Origin of the sequence: Mesorhizobium sp. M0633 (assembly GCF_040320645.1) — a bacterium.
Taxonomy (GTDB): domain Bacteria; phylum Pseudomonadota; class Alphaproteobacteria; order Rhizobiales; family Rhizobiaceae; genus Mesorhizobium.
On the sequence record NZ_JAMYQC010000026.1, the window covers coordinates 1 to 14437 of the forward strand.

General features: G+C 62.0%; 27 protein-coding genes. All 27 read left to right on the plus strand.

All coding sequences use genetic code 11. From position 1 onward, the window contains the following. On the plus strand, positions 1-102 hold a 102-nt coding region (locus tag NKI47_RS23950), incomplete at its 5' end, for an EF-Tu C-terminal domain-related protein (protein WP_152536282.1). A gap of 63 nt (positions 103-165) precedes the next feature. Beyond that, on the plus strand, positions 166-474 hold the full coding sequence (rpsJ, locus tag NKI47_RS23955; RefSeq protein ID WP_006205468.1) for a 30S ribosomal protein S10: 309 nt from the start codon (positions 166-168) through the stop codon (positions 472-474). Positions 475-570: 96 nt separating this feature from the next. Further along, positions 571-1299 carry a 50S ribosomal protein L3 gene (gene rplC, locus NKI47_RS23960; RefSeq protein WP_023675141.1) on the plus strand — a complete coding sequence of 243 codons (729 nt, stop codon included), beginning with the start codon at positions 571-573 and terminating at the stop codon, positions 1297-1299. Next, positions 1299-1919, plus strand: coding sequence for a 50S ribosomal protein L4 (gene rplD, locus NKI47_RS23965; RefSeq protein WP_023675140.1), 621 nt, complete (start codon positions 1299-1301; stop codon positions 1917-1919). Before rplC ends, rplD begins: the two co-directional genes overlap by 1 nt. Continuing rightward, positions 1916-2209, plus strand: a complete 294-nt coding sequence (locus NKI47_RS23970; protein ID WP_023675139.1) for a 50S ribosomal protein L23 — start codon at positions 1916-1918, stop codon at positions 2207-2209. The genes rplD and NKI47_RS23970 overlap by 4 nt, the downstream gene beginning before the upstream one ends. Before the next feature lie 22 nt (positions 2210-2231). Continuing rightward, positions 2232-3065, plus strand: coding sequence for a 50S ribosomal protein L2 (gene rplB / locus NKI47_RS23975; RefSeq protein ID WP_023675138.1), 834 nt, complete (start codon positions 2232-2234; stop codon positions 3063-3065). A gap of 16 nt (positions 3066-3081) precedes the next feature. Continuing rightward, positions 3082-3360 carry a 30S ribosomal protein S19 gene (gene rpsS / locus NKI47_RS23980; RefSeq protein WP_006205463.1) on the plus strand — a complete coding sequence of 93 codons (279 nt, stop codon included), beginning with the start codon at positions 3082-3084 and terminating at the stop codon, positions 3358-3360. Positions 3361-3362: 2 nt separating this feature from the next. Then, positions 3363-3752: a 50S ribosomal protein L22 gene (gene rplV / locus NKI47_RS23985; RefSeq protein WP_006205462.1), complete on the plus strand. Its 390-nt coding sequence runs from the start codon at positions 3363-3365 to the stop codon at positions 3750-3752. After that, positions 3752-4477, plus strand: a complete 726-nt coding sequence (rpsC, locus tag NKI47_RS23990; protein ID WP_023675137.1) for a 30S ribosomal protein S3 — start codon at positions 3752-3754, stop codon at positions 4475-4477. Before rplV ends, rpsC begins: the two co-directional genes overlap by 1 nt. Positions 4478-4504: 27 nt before the next feature. After that, entirely contained in the window at positions 4505-4918 is a 414-nt protein-coding gene (gene rplP / locus NKI47_RS23995; RefSeq protein WP_006205460.1) for a 50S ribosomal protein L16, read from the plus strand. 13 nt (positions 4919-4931) lie between these two features. After that, positions 4932-5132, plus strand: coding sequence for a 50S ribosomal protein L29 (gene rpmC / locus NKI47_RS24000; protein WP_006205459.1), 201 nt, complete (start codon positions 4932-4934; stop codon positions 5130-5132). 11 nt (positions 5133-5143) lie between these two features. Continuing rightward, positions 5144-5383, plus strand: a complete 240-nt coding sequence (rpsQ, locus tag NKI47_RS24005) for a 30S ribosomal protein S17 (RefSeq protein WP_023675136.1) — start codon at positions 5144-5146, stop codon at positions 5381-5383. An 82-nt stretch (positions 5384-5465) separates the two neighbouring features. Beyond that, entirely contained in the window at positions 5466-5834 is a 369-nt protein-coding gene (gene rplN, locus NKI47_RS24010) for a 50S ribosomal protein L14 (RefSeq protein ID WP_006205457.1), read from the plus strand. A 12-nt stretch (positions 5835-5846) separates the two neighbouring features. Then, the gene (gene rplX / locus NKI47_RS24015) at positions 5847-6161 is read left to right on the plus strand and encodes a 50S ribosomal protein L24 (protein ID WP_254817150.1); all 315 of its coding nucleotides are present in this window, start codon (positions 5847-5849) and stop codon (positions 6159-6161) included. Continuing rightward, positions 6154-6732, plus strand: a complete 579-nt coding sequence (rplE, locus tag NKI47_RS24020; RefSeq protein WP_008875670.1) for a 50S ribosomal protein L5 — start codon at positions 6154-6156, stop codon at positions 6730-6732. The genes rplX and rplE overlap by 8 nt, the downstream gene beginning before the upstream one ends. Positions 6733-6758: 26 nt before the next feature. Further along, positions 6759-7064 carry a 30S ribosomal protein S14 gene (gene rpsN / locus NKI47_RS24025; protein ID WP_023675134.1) on the plus strand — a complete coding sequence of 102 codons (306 nt, stop codon included), beginning with the start codon at positions 6759-6761 and terminating at the stop codon, positions 7062-7064. 12 nt (positions 7065-7076) lie between these two features. After that, positions 7077-7475, plus strand: coding sequence for a 30S ribosomal protein S8 (gene rpsH, locus NKI47_RS24030; protein WP_006205453.1), 399 nt, complete (start codon positions 7077-7079; stop codon positions 7473-7475). 89 nt (positions 7476-7564) lie between these two features. Beyond that, positions 7565-8098 carry a 50S ribosomal protein L6 gene (gene rplF, locus NKI47_RS24035; RefSeq protein ID WP_352572482.1) on the plus strand — a complete coding sequence of 178 codons (534 nt, stop codon included), beginning with the start codon at positions 7565-7567 and terminating at the stop codon, positions 8096-8098. Positions 8099-8182: 84 nt separating this feature from the next. Further along, positions 8183-8542 (plus strand): 50S ribosomal protein L18, encoded by a 360-nt coding sequence (gene rplR, locus NKI47_RS24040; RefSeq protein WP_023675132.1) that lies wholly within the window; start codon positions 8183-8185, stop codon positions 8540-8542. Between the two features lie 155 nt (positions 8543-8697). After that, the gene (gene rpsE, locus NKI47_RS24045; protein ID WP_006333394.1) at positions 8698-9261 is read left to right on the plus strand and encodes a 30S ribosomal protein S5; all 564 of its coding nucleotides are present in this window, start codon (positions 8698-8700) and stop codon (positions 9259-9261) included. Between the two features lie 24 nt (positions 9262-9285). Continuing rightward, positions 9286-9483 (plus strand): 50S ribosomal protein L30, encoded by a 198-nt coding sequence (gene rpmD, locus NKI47_RS24050; RefSeq protein WP_006205449.1) that lies wholly within the window; start codon positions 9286-9288, stop codon positions 9481-9483. A gap of 22 nt (positions 9484-9505) precedes the next feature. Continuing rightward, positions 9506-9979, plus strand: a complete 474-nt coding sequence (gene rplO, locus NKI47_RS24055; protein ID WP_352572484.1) for a 50S ribosomal protein L15 — start codon at positions 9506-9508, stop codon at positions 9977-9979. A 191-nt stretch (positions 9980-10170) separates the two neighbouring features. Beyond that, a complete protein-coding gene (gene secY, locus NKI47_RS24060) occupies positions 10171-11511 on the plus strand; it encodes a preprotein translocase subunit SecY (RefSeq protein WP_023675130.1) in 1341 nt (446 codons plus the stop codon). Continuing rightward, positions 11508-12119, plus strand: coding sequence for an adenylate kinase (locus tag NKI47_RS24065; protein ID WP_352572486.1), 612 nt, complete (start codon positions 11508-11510; stop codon positions 12117-12119). Before secY ends, NKI47_RS24065 begins: the two co-directional genes overlap by 4 nt. Before the next feature lie 198 nt (positions 12120-12317). Continuing rightward, positions 12318-12686 (plus strand): 30S ribosomal protein S13, encoded by a 369-nt coding sequence (rpsM, locus tag NKI47_RS24070; protein ID WP_006205445.1) that lies wholly within the window; start codon positions 12318-12320, stop codon positions 12684-12686. Between the two features lie 139 nt (positions 12687-12825). Beyond that, positions 12826-13215, plus strand: coding sequence for a 30S ribosomal protein S11 (gene rpsK, locus NKI47_RS24075; RefSeq protein WP_006205444.1), 390 nt, complete (start codon positions 12826-12828; stop codon positions 13213-13215). A gap of 104 nt (positions 13216-13319) precedes the next feature. Continuing rightward, positions 13320-14330, plus strand: a complete 1011-nt coding sequence (locus NKI47_RS24080; protein WP_023675128.1) for a DNA-directed RNA polymerase subunit alpha — start codon at positions 13320-13322, stop codon at positions 14328-14330. The last annotated feature ends 107 nt before the right edge of the window (positions 14331-14437 follow it).

A 14437-nucleotide genomic window follows, 5' to 3' on the forward strand; every position in this document is an offset into this window, starting at 1 on the left:
GAGCTGATCGTGCCGATCGCCATGGAAGAGAAGCTGCGCTTCGCCATCCGTGAAGGCGGCCGCACCGTCGGTGCCGGCATCGTCGTCACCATCAAAGAGTAATTTGGCCTTAAACCGATCTGTCGCGGGCGCTGCCCGCGCCGCGCCAGAACAAGGAAGTGACGCATGAACGGACAGAATATCCGCATCCGCCTGAAGGCGTTTGATCACCGGGTGCTCGACGCCTCGACACGGGAAATCGTGTCGACCGCCAAGCGCACCGGCGCCAACGTCCGCGGCCCCATTCCGCTGCCGACGCGGATCGAAAAGTTCACGGTCAACCGGTCGCCTCACGTCGACAAGAAGAGCCGCGAGCAGTTCGAGATGCGCACGCACAAGCGTCTGCTCGACATCGTCGACCCGACCCCGCAGACGGTCGATGCTTTGATGAAGCTCGACCTGGCCGCCGGTGTCGACGTCGAGATCAAGCTCTAAGGAACCAGAGGTCAGCGGGGCGACCCGCAACTCTGAAGGAACAAGAGGCGTGGAGGGGCGACAGCCCCGACAGGGAACTCTAAAGGAATTGAACCGATGCGTTCAGGTGTGATTGCAAAGAAGGTGGGAATGACCCGCATCTACAACGATGCCGGGGAACATGTTCCCGTCACTGTTCTCCAGATGGAGAACTGCCAGGTCGTGGCGCAGCGCACGCAGGAGAAGAACGGCTATACCGCCGTCCAGCTCGGCGTTGGCCTTGCCAAGGTGAAGAACACGTCGAAGGCGATGCGCGGCCATTTCGCGACCGCTTCCGTCGAGCCCAAGGCCAAGGTTGCCGAGTTCCGCGTCTCCGCCGACAACATGATCGACGTTGGCGCCGAGATCACCGTCGAGCACTTCGTCGTCGGCCAGAAGGTCGATGTGACGGGGACCACGATCGGCAAGGGCTTCCAGGGCGTCATCAAGCGGCACCACATGGGTGGCGGCCGCGCGACGCACGGCAACTCGGTGTCGCACCGTACACACGGCTCGACCGGCCAGCGCCAGGATCCGGGCAAGGTGTTCAAGGGCAAGCATATGGCCGGCCACATGGGTGACACCCGCGTCACCACGCAGAATGTCGAGGTCGTCTCGACCGACGCCGATCGCGGCCTGATCCTGATCCGCGGTGCGGTCCCGGGTTCGAAGGGTGCATGGATCCTGGTCCGCGACGCGGCCAAGGTGGCGCTTCCGGCCAATGCGCCGAAGCCCGCCGCGATCCGCGCCGTTGCGACTGACGGTGCCGCCACGAACGAGGCCCCGGCCACAGAGGGAGCGGAATAATGGACCTCAAGATTACAACGCTTGGCGGCAAGGACGCCGGCAAGCTGAAGCTCTCCGAAGAGATTTTTGGCCTTGATCCGCGTGAGGACATCCTGCAGCGCGTCGTGCGCTGGCAGCTTGCCAAGAAGCAGCAGGGCACCCACAAGGCCAAGGGTCGCGCGGAAATCGCCCGCACCGGCGCCAAGATGTACAAGCAGAAGGGTACTGGCCGCGCCCGTCACCATTCGGCTCGCGCTCCGCAGTTCCGCGGCGGCGGCAAGGCCCATGGCCCGGTCGTTCGCAGCCACGAGCACGATCTGCCGAAGAAGGTGCGTGCACTCGGCCTCAAGCATGCCCTGTCGGCCAAGGCCAAGAGCGCGTCGATCATCATCATCGACGAGCTGAAGCTGACCGAGGCCAAGACCAAGGCACTGATCGCGAATTTCGCGACGCTGGGCCTGAGCAACGCCCTGGTGATCGGCGGCGCCGAGCTTGACAAGAATTTCAAGCTGGCGGCGACCAACATCCCGAACATCGACGTGCTGCCCATCCAGGGCATCAACGTCTACGACATTCTGCGCCGCGGCACGCTGGTCCTTTCCAAGGCCGCCGTCGAGGCTCTCGAGGAGCGCTTCAAATGACCGACCTTCGTCATTACGACGTGATCGTCTCGCCGGCGATCACCGAAAAGTCGACCATGGCTTCCGAGCAGAACCAGGTCGTCTTCAATGTCGCCAAGAAGGCGTCGAAGCCGGAAATCAAGGCCGCCGTCGAAGCGCTGTTCGGCGTCAAGGTGATGGCCGTGAACACGCTTGTCCGCAAGGGCAAGATCAAGCGCTTCCGCGGCACGATCGGCCGCCAGAGCGACGTCAAGAAGGCGGTTGTGACGCTGGCCGAAGGCCAGTCGATCGACGTCGCGACGGGTCTCTGAGCAAGGTCGCGAGGACAGAACAATGGCACTGAAAAAATTCAACCCGGTAACGCCGAGCACCCGTCAGCTGGTCATCGTCGACCGCTCGGGCCTCTACAAGGGCAAGCCCGTCAAGGGCCTGACCGAAGGCCTGACCAAGTCGGGCGGCCGCAACAATTACGGCCGCATCACGGCCCGCTTCATCGGCGGCGGTCACAAGCGCACCTACCGTATCATCGACTTCAAGCGCCGCAAGTTCGACGTCGTCGGCACGGTCGAGCGTATCGAGTACGATCCGAACCGCACCGCCTTCATCGCGCTGATCAAGTATGACGATGGCGAGCTGTCCTACATCATCGCCCCGCAGCGTCTGGCTCCCGGCGACAAGATCGTGGCCGGTGAATCGGTCGACGTGAAGCCGGGCAACGCGATGCCGCTGGCTTCGATGCCGGTCGGCACGATCGTCCACAATATCGAGCTGAAGCCCGGCAAGGGCGCTCAGGTCGCCCGTTCGGCCGGCGGTTATGGCCAGCTCGTCGGCCGCGACCAGGGCATGGCGATCCTGCGCCTCAATTCGGGCGAGCAGCGTGTCGTCCACGGCTCCTGCATGGCCACTGTCGGCGCCGTGTCTAACCCGGACCACGGCAACATCAATGACGGCAAGGCAGGCCGCACCGTGTGGCGCGGCAAACGTCCGCACAATCGCGGCGTGACCATGAACCCGGTCGACCATCCACATGGCGGCGGCGAAGGCCGCACCTCGGGTGGCCGCCATCCGGTTTCGCCCTGGGGCAAGCCGACCAAGGGCAAGAAGACGCGGTCCAACAAGGCGACCGACAAGTTCATCCTGCGCTCGCGCCATCAGCGCAAGAGCTAAGAAGAGGTAACGCCAAGTGACTCGTTCGATTTGGAAAGGCCCCTTCATCGACGGCTACCTTCTGAAGAAGGTGGACAAGGTTCGTGAAGGTGGTCGCAATGAGGTGATCAAGATGTGGAGCCGTCGCTCCACCATCCTGCCGCAGTTCGTCGGCTTCACCTTCGGTGTCTACAACGGCCAGAAGCACGTTCCCGTCTCGGTGAACGAGGACATGGTCGGTCACAAGTTCGGTGAATTCGCTCCGACCCGGACCTATTACGGTCACGGCGCGGATAAGAAGGCGAAGAGGAAATAATCATGGGCAAGGCCAAAGCTCCGCGCAGGCTTGCTGACAACGAAGCGCGCGCCGTGTTGCGCACGATCCGTATCAGCCCGCAGAAGCTGAACCTGGTTGCCGCGTTGATCCGCGGCAAGAAGGTCGCGACAGCGCTTTCCGACCTCGAATTCTCGGCCAAGCGGATTTCCGGCACGGTCAAGAAGACGCTGGAATCGGCGATCGCCAACGCGGAAAACAACCACGACCTCGACGTCGATGCGCTGATCGTGGCGGAAGCCTATGTCGGCAAGTCGATCGTCATGAAGCGGTTCCATGCCCGTGGCCGTGGTCGCGCCAGCCGTATCGAGAAGCCGTTCTCGCACCTCACGATCGTCGTTCGTGAAGTCGAAGAAAAAGGGGAGGCCGCATAATGGGCCAGAAAGTCAATCCGATCGGTCTGCGTCTCGGCATCAACCGCACCTGGGATTCGCGCTGGTTCGCGAACACCGGCGAGTACGGCAAACTGCTGCACGAGGACATCAAGATCCGCAAATATCTTGAGAAGGAACTCAAGCAGGCTGCGATCTCGAAGGTCGTGATCGAGCGTCCGCACAAGAAGTGCCGCGTCACCATCCATGCGGCGCGTCCGGGCCTGATCATCGGCAAGAAGGGCGCCGACATCGAGAAGCTTCGCAAGAAGCTGATGGAGATGACCAAGTCCGAGACGCATCTGAACATCGTCGAAGTGCGCAAGCCGGAGATCGACGCGACCTTGGTCGCCCAGTCGATCGCCCAGCAGCTCGAGCGCCGCATCGCGTTCCGCCGCGCCATGAAGCGTGCCGTGCAGTCGGCGATGCGCCTCGGTGCCGAAGGCATCCGCATCAACTGCGCCGGCCGTCTCGGCGGCGCCGAGATCGCGCGCATGGAATGGTATCGTGAAGGCCGCGTGCCGCTGCATACGCTGCGTGCCGACGTCGACTACGGCACGGCCGAGGCGAATACGGCCTACGGCATCTGCGGCGTCAAGGTCTGGGTGTTCAAGGGCGAGATCCTCGAGCACGACCCGATGGCTTCGGAGCGCCGCGCCACCGAGGGCGATCATGCGCATGGCGGTGGTGGTGAGCGCGAACGCGGTCGCCGTCGCGAAAACGCGTAAGACATTTAGGAATTTGGAGTTAGAACGATGCTGCAGCCAAAGCGCACAAAGTTCCGCAAGCAGTTCAAGGGCCGCATCCACGGTACCGCCAAGGGCGGCACCAACCTGGATTTCGGTGGTTTCGGGCTGAAGGCGCTTGAGCCGAACCGCGTCACCGCGCGTGAGATCGAGGCGGCTCGCCGCGCGATCACCCGCGAGATGAAGCGTGCCGGCCGCGTGTGGATCCGTATCTTCCCGGACGTGCCGGTGACGTCGAAGCCGACCGAAGTCCGTATGGGTAAGGGCAAGGGCGCGGTCGACTACTGGGCGGCACGCGTCAAGCCGGGCCGCATCATGTTCGAGATCGACGGCGTCAACGAGGAAACCGCCCGTGAGGCGCTGCGTCTCGGCGCGGCCAAGCTCTCGGTCAGGACGCGCTTCGTACAGCGCATCGCAGAATAAGGACGGGCTGATCATGAAAGCCGAAGACATCCGGACCAAGACCCAGGACCAGCTGACCGACGACCTGGCCAGCCTGAAGAAGGAGCAGTTCAACCTGCGCTTCCAGAAGGCCACCGGCCAGCTTGAGAAGACCGCCCGCGTGAGGCAGGTCCGCAAGGACATTGCGCGTATCAAGACCATCGCTGCGGAAAAGTCCGCGGCCAAGAAGGCTTAAGGACGAAAACCATGCCAAAGCGCATTCTGCAGGGCACCGTCGTCAGCGACAAGAACGAGAAGACGGTTGTCGTCAAGGTCGAACGGCGCTTCACGCATCCCGTGATGAAGAAGACCGTGCGCATGACCAAGAAGTACAAGGCGCACGACGAGAACAACGCCCACAAGGTCGGCGATCAGGTGTTCATCCAGGAATCGAAGCCGATTTCCAAGGACAAGCGCTGGGTCGTGGTGTCTTCGGACCAGGCCTGATCAGGGCCAACGAAACGAATTTTGGACAGACCGGGGAGGGGTGAGAGACCCGTCCCGCTAGAAAAGAAGAAGGCGGCCAGTCATGATTCAGATGCAAACAAACCTCGACGTCGCGGATAATTCCGGCGCCCGTCGTGTCATGTGCATCAAGGTGCTGGGCGGCTCGAAGCGGAAATACGCTTCCGTGGGCGACATCATCGTGGTGTCGATCAAGGAAGCCATCCCGCGCGGCCGCGTCAAGAAGGGCGATGTGATGAAGGCGGTCGTGGTTCGCACGGCCAAGGACATCCGCCGCCCGGACGGCAGCGTGATCCGTTTCGACAAGAACGCAGCCGTTCTCGTCGACAACAAGAAAGAGCCGATCGGCACGCGTATCTTCGGACCGGTTCCGCGCGAACTCCGCGCCAAGAACCACATGAAGATCATCTCGCTCGCGCCTGAAGTGCTGTAAGGAGCCGGACCAATGCAAAAGATTAGAAAAGGCGACAAGGTCGTCGTGCTGGCCGGCAAGGACAAAGGCCGTTCGGGCGAAGTCCTTTCGGTACAGCCGAAGGATGACACCGCGCTGGTGCGCGGCGTCAACCTGATCCGTCGTCACCAGAAGCAGTCCCAGTCCCAAGAGGGCGGGATCATCACCAAGGAAGCGCCGATCCAGCTGTCGAACATCGCGCTGGCCGACCCCAAGGATGGCAAGCCGACCCGCGTCGGCTTCATCTTCCAGAAGGACGGCAAGAAGGTGCGCGTCGCCAAGCGCTCGGGAGAAGTCATCAATGGCTAAGGCTCAAACCAAGCAGGCAACTGCCCAGAACACGCCGCGCCTCAAGCAGGTCTACAACGAGACCATCCGCAAGGCGCTGCAGGAGCAGTTCGGCTACGAGAACGAGATGCAGGTTCCGCGCATCGACAAGATCGTGCTGAACATGGGCGTCGGCGAGGCGACTGGCGATTCGAAGAAGCCTTCGATCGCGGCGGAAGACCTTGCGATGATCGCCGGCCAGAAGGCCGTTGTCACCCGCGCTCGCAACTCGATCGCCGGCTTCAAGGTCCGCGAGAAGATGCCGATCGGCGCCAAGGTCACGCTACGCAAGGAACGCATGTACGAGTTCCTCGACCGCCTCGTGAACATCGCACTGCCGCGCGTCCGCGACTTTCGCGGACTTAATCCGAAGAGCTTCGATGGCCGTGGCAACTATGCCATGGGCATCAAGGAACACATCGTGTTTCCGGAGATCAACTACGACAAGGTTGATCAGATCTGGGGCATGGACGTCATCGTTTGTACGACTGCGAAGACGGACGACGAAGCCAGGGCATTGCTCAAGGCCTTCAACTTCCCCTTCCGCCAGTAACGGCAGCGAGAAAAGGAAAATCTGAAATGGCAAAGACCAGCTCAGTCGAGAAGAACAACAGGCGCCGCAAGCTTGCGGACCAGTTCGCTGCCAAGCGCAAGGTGCTCAAGGCGATCATCATGGATCAGTCCAAGCCGATGGAAGAGCGCTTCCGCGCCCAGCTGAAGCTTTCGGCGCTGCCGCGCAACTCGGCCAAGACCCGCATCCGCAACCGCTGCGAAGTCACCGGACGTCCGCGTGCCTATTATCGCAAGCTCAAAGTATCGCGTATCGCGCTTCGTGATCTCGGCAATAACGGCCAGATCCCGGGCCTGGTCAAGTCGAGCTGGTAAGGAGGACATAACATGTCATTGAGCGATCCTCTCGGCGATATGCTGACCCGCATCCGCAACGCGTATGGCCGCAAGAAGTCGAGCGTTTCGACGCCGGCCTCGCGCCTGCGTACCCGCGTCCTCGACGTGCTGAAGGCGGAAGGCTATATCCGCGACTACAGCCAGACCGACTTCGACAACGGCAAGTCCGAAATCGAGATCGAGCTGAAGTATTTCGATGGTGCGCCGGTGGTGCGCGAAATCGCTCGGGTCTCGAAGCCCGGCCGCCGCGTCTACGTTTCGGCCAAATCGATACCGCACGTCGCCAACGGCCTCGGCATCGCCATCCTTTCGACGCCGAAGGGCGTGATGGCCGACCACGAAGCGCGTGAACAGAATGTCGGCGGGGAAATCCTCTGCCAGATCTTCTGATCTGGTATGTGACCCGGTTGGAAACAGGCTTTCGGGATCTAGTCCCGAAAGCCGAGACCTGAAACAAGAGAAGTGACGAGGACAACAAAATGTCTCGTATTGGAAAGAAACCCGTTTCGCTGCCGCAGGGCGTGACCGCGACCGTCAACGGCCAGACCGTGACGGCGAAGGGTCCGAAGGGCGAGCTGAAGTTCGTGGTGAACGACGAAGTGCTGGTCAAGATGGAAGGCAGCGAGATCGCTGTCCAGCCGCGCGACCAGACCAAGACTGCCCGTTCCAAGTGGGGCATGTCACGCACGCAGATCGTCAACATCCTGCAGGGCGTCAAGGCCGGCTTCGAAAAGAAGCTCGAGATCACCGGCGTCGGCTATCGTGCCGCCATGCAAGGCAAGAACCTGCAGCTGGCGCTCGGCTTCAGCCATGACGTCGTCTACGAGACGCCGCAGGGCGTGACGATCTCGGTGCCGAAGCCGACGGAAATCACGGTGACCGGCATCGACAAGCAGCAGGTCGGCCAGGTCGCCGCCGAGATCCGCGAGTATCGTAGCCCCGAGCCCTACAAGGGCAAGGGCGTTCGCTATGCTGGCGAGAAGATCGTCCGCAAGGAAGGCAAGAAGAAGTAATTTTAACGCCGCGGGGAGCGGTCGCGGGAGGCTCGTCCTACCGCATATGGTTGCCCCCGTTTTTGAAGGCAAGGAACTGATATCATGGGCTCGAAAGAATCCACCCAACGCCGCGCCCAGCGCGTCCGCCGCCAGATCAAGAAGGTTGCCGGCGATCGTCCGCGCTTGTCGGTCCATCGCACGTCGAAGAACATCTATGTCCAGGTGATCGACGACGCCAAGGGCCACACCATCGCGGCTGCTTCGACGCTCGAGAAGGAGCTCAAGGGCTCGCTCAAGACCGGCGCCGACACCGCGGCTGCAGCTGCCATCGGAAAGCTGATCGCCGAACGCGCCTCGAAGGCCGGCGTCAAGGAAGTCGTCTTCGACCGCGGCGCCTATATCTACCACGGCCGCGTCAAGGCGCTGGCCGAGGCTGCCCGTGAAGGTGGTCTGAGCTTCTAGAGCATGATCCCGAACCGAAGGTCAGCGCAGCAAAAAGTTGCAGACTTTTCGGATAAGATCATGCGAAGGAAAAAAGAGTTTTCGCCCCCGGCGACCCGCAGAGGTGCCGGATATCATCATCAACCGTGCTTCCGGAAAAAAACAAGGAACAGGATATGGCACAGGAACGTAGGGATGGCGGCCGCGGCCGTGATCGCGAAGAGCGCGACGACGGCATGGTCGACAAGCTCGTCCACATCAACCGTGTCGCCAAAGTCGTCAAGGGCGGCCGGCGCTTCGGCTTTGCGGCACTTGTCGTCGTCGGCGACCAGAAGGGCCGCGTCGGCTTCGGCCACGGCAAGGCGCGCGAAGTGCCGGAGGCGATCCGCAAGGCGACCGAATCGGCCAAGCGCGACATGATCTTCGTGCCGCTGCGCTCAGGCCGCACGCTGCACCACGACGTCGAGGGACGCTGGGGCGCGGGACGCGTTCTGCTGCGCGCCGCCAAGCAAGGTACCGGCATCATCGCCGGCGGCCCGATGCGCGCCGTTTTCGAGACGCTCGGCATGCATGACGTGGTCGCCAAGTCGATGGGTTCTTCGAACCCCTACAACATGGTTCGCGCCACTTTCGACGCGCTGAAGAGCCAGATGCATCCGAAGGATGTGGCTGCCGCGCGCGGCATCAAGTATTCGACCCTTCAGGCCCGCCGCGGCACCGCCGTTGCGGCTGAAGAATAGTCGACGCTGACCAGGGATCTGACCATGGCCAAGAAAGCAACCAAGACCATCACCGTCGAGCAGATCGGTTCGCCGATCCGCCGGCCGAAGGAGCAGCGCGCAACGCTGGTCGGCCTCGGCCTCAACAAGATGCACAAGCAGCGCACGCTGGAGGATACGCCCTCGGTGCGCGGCATGATCGCTGCCGTCCAGCATCTCGTCCGCGTCGTGGACGAGGGCTGAGCCAGAGCGCAGGAGAACCCAGATGAAACTCAATGATCTGCGTGACAAGGACGGCGCGACGCACTCCAAGAAGCGTCTCGGCCGTGGCATCGGTTCCGGTTCGGGCAAGACCGCCGGTCGCGGCGTCAAGGGCCAGAAGGCGCGCTCCGGCGTCGCCGTCAACGGCTTCGAGGGTGGCCAGATGCCGCTCTACCGCCGCCTGCCGAAGCGCGGCTTCAACAATATCTTCGCCAAGAGCTTCACCGTCGTGTCGCTGGCCCGCATCCAGGCGGCGCTCGATGCCAAGAAGCTCGACGCTAAGACAGTTGTAACAGCCGAGGCGCTGGTTGCGGCAGGTGTCATCCGTCGCGTCAAGGACGGCGTGCGCATCCTTTCAGACGGCGACATCAAGGCCAAGCTTGCCTTCGAAGTGGCCGGAGCCTCCAAGGCCGCGATCGAGAAGATCGAAAAGGCCGGCGGCTCGGTGAAGCTGCCTGAGAAGGCAGCCGCCGAGTAACGGCAATTTGAAGCACGGCCGGCAAAGGTGGAATTCGGTTTTGCCTGCGGTCGTGCTTTGATCTGACAGATGTGGCGGCCGCATCAACGCGGCCGCTTGCATGTTTGCAGTCCGGAGCTTATCTCGTGAGCTTCGGTGACACGCGCCGCCTGAGCTGCGGGCATCGAGCGTGACCAAGCGGAGAATCAGGCATGGCTTCGGCTGCTGAACAACTAGCCTCGAATCTGAATTTTTCGGCCTTCGCCAAAGCCGAGGATCTGAAGAAGCGCATCTGGTTCACCATCGGCGCGCTGCTCGTCTACCGCCTTGGCACCTATATCCCGCTGCCCGGCATCAATCCCGACGCTTTCGCCCAGGCCTTCTCGTCGCAGAGCAAGGGCGTGCTCGGCATGTTCAACATGTTCGCCGGCGGCGCCGTGCAGCGCATGGCGATCTTTGCCCTCGGCATCATGCCCTATATCTCGGCCTCCATCATCATGCAGCTGATGACCTCGGTCATTCCGTCGCTGGAAGCGCTGAAGAAGGAAGGCGAGCAGGGCCGCAAGATCATCAACCAGTACACGCGCTACGGCACCGTGCTTCTGGCGCTGGTTCAGGCGTACGGCATTTCGGTCGGGCTTGAGGGCGGCAACGGCATCGTCAACGATCCCGGCATGTTCTTCCGCATCTCTACCGTCGTCACGCTGGTCGGCGGCACCATGTTCCTGATGTGGCTTGGCGAGCAGATCACTGCTCGCGGCATCGGCAACGGCATTTCGCTGATCATCTTCTCCGGCATCGTCGCCGGCCTGCCGCGCGCCATCTCCGGCACGCTGGAGCTTGGCCGCACCGGCGCCTTGTCGACCGGCCTGATCCTGGCGATCATCGTGCTGGCCATCATCGTCATCGCGCTGATCGTCTTCTTCGAGCGCGCCCAGCGCCGCCTGCTGATCCAGTATCCCAAGCGCCAGGTCGGCAATCGCATGTTCCAGGGCGATACCTCGCATCTGCCGCTGAAGCTTAACACCTCCGGCGTCATTCCGCCGATCTTCGCCTCGTCGCTGCTGCTGCTTCCGGCAACGGTTGCCGGCTTCTCGCAGACCACCAATATGCCTGCATGGGCCAGCACCATCCTGGCGGCGCTCGGCCACGGCCAGCCGCTCTATATGGCCTTCTACGCGGCGATGATCGTGTTCTTCGCCTTCTTCTATACGGCGATCGTCTTCAATCCGAAGGACACCGCCGACCAGCTCAAGAAGCATTCGGGCTTCATCCCGGGCTATCGTCCGGGCGAGCGCACTGCGGACTATATTGACTATGTGCTCACCCGCATCACCGTCGTCGGCGCCATTTATCTGGTGCTGGTGTGCCTGCTGCCCGAGTTCCTGATTTCAGCGACTGGCGTACCGTTCTACCTTGGTGGCACTTCGCTCCTGATCGTGGTCAGTGTAACGCTCGATACGGTGGCGCAGATTCAGGGTCACCTGATCGCGCACCAGTATGAGGGCCTGATCAAGAAGTCGAAGCTGCGCGGGGGGAAAAAGGCCAGATGAGGTTGATATTGCTTGGACCGCCGGGGGCGGGCAAGGGGACACAAGCACTAAGACTGGTAGAACGACACGGCATCCCACAGCTTTCCACGGGGGACATGCTGCGTGCTGCTGTCCAGGCTGGCACCGAAGTCGGCAAGCGCGCCAAGGCGGTGATGGACGCTGGCGAACTGGTGTCCGACGCTATCGTCAACGCCATCGTGGCCGAGCGCATCGATCAAGCTGATTGCGCAAACGGCTTCATCCTTGACGGGTATCCCCGAACTCTGGTGCAAGCGGACGCCGTTGAGGAAATGCTGTCGGATCGCGGACTGGAGCTAGACGCTGTCATCGAATTTGTCGTCGATGACAAGGCGCTGGTTGGCCGAATCGTCAAGCGCGCCGAAGACGCCAAGGCCGCAGGCCTGCCGGTGCGCAAGGACGACAGCCCAGCGGTGTTCGAGGAACGCTTGAGGGAATATTACAAGAAAACCTCGCCGCTGATCGGCTACTACTACGCCAAGGGCAAACTCAGGGGCGTCGATGGCATGGCCGACATCGATGCGGTGACGCAGCAGATCGAGGCGGTGCTCAGGGCGACGACCCGGACAGTCGGCCAGGCGGCCGGCTAGAGAATCGAATGATTGCGCTTGACTGGAGCGGTCCGCTGGGGTATGGCGGCCCGTCTTCCTATCAGGCATGAGGCTTGCTTGTCCGCAAGGGCAAGGCAGGCCGCTTTGAACTGGAAACTCCCGCAAGGGCCGGCCTCCACCGGACGCGGGGCAACTTGAAGCGCCGGCTCGTCCGGCCTATATGGAGAAGAGAAGAACATGGCTCGTATAGCCGGCGTCAATATTCCGACCAACAAGCGCGTCGTCATCGCGCTTCAATACATTCACGGCATTGGCAAGAAGTTCGCCCAGGAGATCGTCGACAAGGTCGGCATCCCGGCCGAGCGCCGCGTCAACCAGCTGACCGACGCGGAAGTGCTGCAGATCCGCGAGACCATCGACCGCGACTACCAGGTCGAGGGCGATCTGCGCCGCGAAGTGTCGATGAACATCAAGCGACTCATGGACCTCGGCTGCTACCGCGGCCTGCGTCACCGCCGCTCGCTGCCGGTTCGTGGTCAGCGCACGCATACCAATGCGCGCACCCGCAAGGGCCCGGCTAAGTCGATTGCCGGAAAGAAGAAGTAATTTAGGGCAGTAAGGGAGTAGGGCAGTAAGGCAATAGGAACGGCAGACATACTGCCCTACTGCCATATTCCCCTACTGCCTTCTCCCTGGTGGAGCCGCTGGCATTACGGCGGTGTAGAGATCAACTGAAAGGACCATCATGGCCAAGGAAGCCGCTCGTGTTCGCCGTCGCGAACGCAAGAACATCTCGTCGGGCGTTGCCCACGTCAATTCGACCTTCAACAACACGATGATCACCATCACCGACGCGCAGGGTAACTCGATTGCCTGGTCGTCGGCCGGAGCCCAGGGCTTCAAGGGATCGCGCAAGTCGACCCCGTTCGCTGCCCAGATGGCCGCAGAAGATGTTGCCAAGAAGGCCCAGGAACACGGCATGCGCATGCTCGAGGTCGAGGTCTGTGGACCCGGCTCCGGTCGTGAATCGGCGCTGCGCGCGCTGCAGGCTGCCGGCTTCACCATCACCTCGATCCGTGATGTGACGCCGATCCCGCACAATGGCTGCCGCCCGCGCAAGAAGCGCCGCGTCTAAAGAATTTACCGAACGCCGCGCGAGCGCCTCAAGGGCGCTCCTCCACGGCATTCCAGGTCGCCCGCCACGATTGGATGGTGGCGGGACAACGGAAGGAAAGCACTATGATCCAGAAAAATTGGCAAGAACTGATCAAGCCGAACAAGATCGAGTTCTCGTCGAAGAAGAAGACGCTGACCACGCTGGTCGCCGAGCCGCTCGAGCGCGGCTTCGGCCTCACCCTCGGCAACGCGCTGCGCCGCGTGCTTCTGTCTTCGCTGCGTGGCGCGGCTGTAACCGCCGTGCAGATCGACGGCGTTCTGCATGAATTCTCGTCCATCGCCGGCGTCCGCGAGGACGTGACCGACATCGTTTTGAACATCAAGGAAATCGCCATCCGCATGGAAGGCGACGGCCCCAAGCGCATGGTCGTCCGCAAGCAGGGACCGGGCGCGGTTCTCGCCGGCGACATCCAGACGGTCGGCGACGTCGAGATCCTCAATCCCGACCACGTCATCTGCACGCTGGACGAGGGCGCTGAAATCCGCATGGAATTCACCGTCGATACCGGCAAGGGCTATGTCCCGGCCGACCGTAACCGCGCCGAGGACGCGCCGATCGGGCTGATCCCCGTCGACAGCCTGTATTCGCCGGTCAAGAAGGTCTCCTACAAGGTCGAGAACACCCGCGAGGGCCAGGTTCTCGACTATGACAAGCTGACCATGACCATCGAGACCGACGGTTCGATTTCGGGCGAGGACGCGGTGGCCTTCGCCGCTCGCATCCTGCAGGACCAGCTCGGCCTGTTCGTCAATTTCGACGAGCCGCAGAAGGAAGTCGCCGCCGAACAGGTTACCGAGCTTGCCTTCAACCCGGCGCTGCTCAAGAAGGTCGACGAGCTCGAGCTTTCGGTGCGTTCGGCCAACTGCCTGAAGAACGACAACATCGTCTATATCGGCGACCTGATCCAGAAGACCGAAGCCGAGATGCTGCGCACCCCGAACTTCGGCCGCAAGTCGCTGAACGAGATCAAGGAAGTCCTGGCGGCGATGGGCCTGCATCTCGGCATGGAAGTGCCGGACTGGCCGCCGGAAAACATCGAAGACCTCGCCAAGCGTTACGAAGACCAATATTGAGCATGATCCCGAACCGAAGGTCAGCGCAGCAAAAAGTTGCAGACTTTTCGGACAAGATCATGCGGCTAACCAACTGGGGCTCAGGCCTCTTGAAACCGCAATGAAGG

Excerpts from the sequence above, each read along its gene's own strand:
- rpsJ (WP_006205468.1), top strand. The coding sequence starts at position 166 with ATGAACGGACAGAATATCCGCATCCGCCTGAAGGCGTTTGATCACCGG.
- rplC (WP_023675141.1), top strand. The coding sequence starts at position 571 with ATGCGTTCAGGTGTGATTGCAAAGAAGGTGGGAATGACCCGCATCTAC.
- rplD (WP_023675140.1), top strand. The coding sequence starts at position 1,299 with ATGGACCTCAAGATTACAACGCTTGGCGGCAAGGACGCCGGCAAGCTG.
- NKI47_RS23970 (WP_023675139.1), top strand. The coding sequence starts at position 1,916 with ATGACCGACCTTCGTCATTACGACGTGATCGTCTCGCCGGCGATCACC.
- rplB (WP_023675138.1), top strand. The coding sequence starts at position 2,232 with ATGGCACTGAAAAAATTCAACCCGGTAACGCCGAGCACCCGTCAGCTG.
- rplV (WP_006205462.1), top strand. The coding sequence starts at position 3,363 with ATGGGCAAGGCCAAAGCTCCGCGCAGGCTTGCTGACAACGAAGCGCGC.
- rpsC (WP_023675137.1), top strand. The coding sequence starts at position 3,752 with ATGGGCCAGAAAGTCAATCCGATCGGTCTGCGTCTCGGCATCAACCGC.
- rplP (WP_006205460.1), top strand. The coding sequence starts at position 4,505 with ATGCTGCAGCCAAAGCGCACAAAGTTCCGCAAGCAGTTCAAGGGCCGC.
- rpmC (WP_006205459.1), top strand. The coding sequence starts at position 4,932 with ATGAAAGCCGAAGACATCCGGACCAAGACCCAGGACCAGCTGACCGAC.
- rpsQ (WP_023675136.1), top strand. The coding sequence starts at position 5,144 with ATGCCAAAGCGCATTCTGCAGGGCACCGTCGTCAGCGACAAGAACGAG.
- rplN (WP_006205457.1), top strand. The coding sequence starts at position 5,466 with ATGATTCAGATGCAAACAAACCTCGACGTCGCGGATAATTCCGGCGCC.
- rplX (WP_254817150.1), top strand. The coding sequence starts at position 5,847 with ATGCAAAAGATTAGAAAAGGCGACAAGGTCGTCGTGCTGGCCGGCAAG.
- rplE (WP_008875670.1), top strand. The coding sequence starts at position 6,154 with ATGGCTAAGGCTCAAACCAAGCAGGCAACTGCCCAGAACACGCCGCGC.
- rpsN (WP_023675134.1), top strand. The coding sequence starts at position 6,759 with ATGGCAAAGACCAGCTCAGTCGAGAAGAACAACAGGCGCCGCAAGCTT.
- rpsH (WP_006205453.1), top strand. The coding sequence starts at position 7,077 with ATGTCATTGAGCGATCCTCTCGGCGATATGCTGACCCGCATCCGCAAC.
- rplF (WP_352572482.1), top strand. The coding sequence starts at position 7,565 with ATGTCTCGTATTGGAAAGAAACCCGTTTCGCTGCCGCAGGGCGTGACC.
- rplR (WP_023675132.1), top strand. The coding sequence starts at position 8,183 with ATGGGCTCGAAAGAATCCACCCAACGCCGCGCCCAGCGCGTCCGCCGC.
- rpsE (WP_006333394.1), top strand. The coding sequence starts at position 8,698 with ATGGCACAGGAACGTAGGGATGGCGGCCGCGGCCGTGATCGCGAAGAG.
- rpmD (WP_006205449.1), top strand. The coding sequence starts at position 9,286 with ATGGCCAAGAAAGCAACCAAGACCATCACCGTCGAGCAGATCGGTTCG.
- rplO (WP_352572484.1), top strand. The coding sequence starts at position 9,506 with ATGAAACTCAATGATCTGCGTGACAAGGACGGCGCGACGCACTCCAAG.
- secY (WP_023675130.1), top strand. The coding sequence starts at position 10,171 with ATGGCTTCGGCTGCTGAACAACTAGCCTCGAATCTGAATTTTTCGGCC.
- NKI47_RS24065 (WP_352572486.1), top strand. The coding sequence starts at position 11,508 with ATGAGGTTGATATTGCTTGGACCGCCGGGGGCGGGCAAGGGGACACAA.
- rpsM (WP_006205445.1), top strand. The coding sequence starts at position 12,318 with ATGGCTCGTATAGCCGGCGTCAATATTCCGACCAACAAGCGCGTCGTC.
- rpsK (WP_006205444.1), top strand. The coding sequence starts at position 12,826 with ATGGCCAAGGAAGCCGCTCGTGTTCGCCGTCGCGAACGCAAGAACATC.
- NKI47_RS24080 (WP_023675128.1), top strand. The coding sequence starts at position 13,320 with ATGATCCAGAAAAATTGGCAAGAACTGATCAAGCCGAACAAGATCGAG.